Source organism: Arthrobacter sp. 10L430, from assembly GCF_056395245.1.
Map to the genome: position 1 here is coordinate 1 of NZ_JBFTJD010000052.1, position 1,598 is coordinate 1,598.

Consider the following 1,598-nt stretch of genomic DNA (forward strand, 5'->3'; position numbering starts at 1 on the left):
AAAGCCGGTCTGCCAGATCTCGGCACCGGAGAAGCAAGTACCCGAGATCGTGACTCGCTGGAGAAGCAAGTACCCGAGATCGTGACTCGCTGAATCGTGTGAGCGTACGTCATGGCCGATCTCCTTAACTATCCGGTGACTATGCGTATTGTGCCGGGTTCCCCTGGGGGTGGGAAACCCGGCTCAGGGAAGGCATATGACGAATATGCGGACGACCCATAAGGCGAATTGTAGAACTTAATTCGGCAGATCGTGGGATTTCCTGAGCAATCTTTTTAACACAGCTGAGTTAACACACCTGTGCCACAAAGGGCCGGCCTTTTTAACTCAGGTGGGTTAATAAACACGCTGGAGGAAATGCCCTGTACCGGCTTCGTTTAACGGTTGGGTGGTTCTGTGGCTGTAGTGGCCATGGCTCCCTCGAGGATGACCGGGACAGCAATTACCGGTGGCAGTCGTAGCGCCCAGGACCCCTCACTGGCTCCGTCAGGATGGCTCACAGAGCATGCGACGCTTCCCCAGACCGACCCCAAATTTAAGTTGGGGGGGTTTGGGGGGGCGTGCAACAACCCGTTTCCTACTCCACCATCAGGATGCGCTCTGCTCCTGCAGAGCAGGAGCAAACAGAGCAGAAACCCCACGAACCGCCACCGAGCCAGTAGGCTCCACAGCATGAGCAGAGACGAGATCCGGGAGCAGCTTTCGGAAGCGATCCTACGGTGCCGGAGGACAGCACGCAGGACCATGGAGTTGCCCCTGACGGCCGCAGAGCGAGACCAGGCGACGCGGGACGACGATGAGGCCCTGGGAGAGGTGTGGCGGCTCCTTCAGGAGCTGGGGTAGTCACAGTTCCAGTTGCCGCCGTTCGAGGTCACACGTAAAGCCTAGTGGCCTTACGGGATGGTGTGGCCGGTCCGAGTCTCCTTGAGCTGGTCCCTGCGCCTCCGCTGCGTATCGTACACGTCCCCGAAGTTGATCCCGGTGACCAGCGCATTGACGGCGGGCTTCACAGCGGGCAGCGTCGTCGCCTTGGCAACAAGGATCACTTGCTGATCGGGGGTGCCGTCGGAGTTGACCCCGTTGATGAAGGTCTGAAACGCGGTGGCGATCCCGGAAATGTCGAAGCTCTGGACGCGCCCATTCGACTGCACTGCCATGGACGGGCCCGGCAGGTACATGCGACCCTTTGCAGCGAGGCCACGGCTCAGCGCCGATGTCAGCGTCGCTACCAGAGTGGTCTGGGGCGCCTGCCGGTTGCCGCCAGCACTGCCCACGGGCGGTGTCCCGTAGGTGTGGTAGACGACGTTCAGTGGATCCGTGTGGCCTGTGGTGAGGATGTTTGCCACCTTGACCTGAGTCGTGATGTAGCTGTTGTTGATCTGCGTCGAGCCGCTGGAGAAGAAGGTAGCCCAGCGCGCTGCGATCGCGTCCACCTGAGCCTGAGTGGCCGTGCTGGTGTCGGCACTCTCGTCTCCCAGCCAAAAGCCGGTCTGCCAGATCTCGGCACCGGAGAAGCAAGTACCCGAGATCGTGACTCGCTGAATCGTGTGAGCGTACGTCATGGCCGATCTCCTTAACTATCCGGTGACTATGCGTAT

At 60.2% G+C, this 1,598-nt stretch carries 2 protein-coding genes; one reads left to right on the plus strand and one right to left on the minus strand.

The window, feature by feature from the left end; genetic code table 11:
• Positions 1-672: 672 nt before the first annotated feature.
• The gene (locus AC1DDG_RS21600; protein ID WP_441432311.1) at positions 673-843 is read left to right on the plus strand and encodes a hypothetical protein; all 171 of its coding nucleotides are present in this window, start codon (positions 673-675) and stop codon (positions 841-843) included.
• Between the two features lie 50 nt (positions 844-893).
• Here the strand turns inward: AC1DDG_RS21600 and AC1DDG_RS21605 are convergent, their stop codons facing one another.
• The gene (locus AC1DDG_RS21605) at positions 894-1,562 is read right to left on the minus strand and encodes a hypothetical protein (protein ID WP_441432312.1); all 669 of its coding nucleotides are present in this window, start codon (positions 1,560-1,562) and stop codon (positions 894-896) included.
• Positions 1,563-1,598 lie beyond the last annotated feature (36 nt).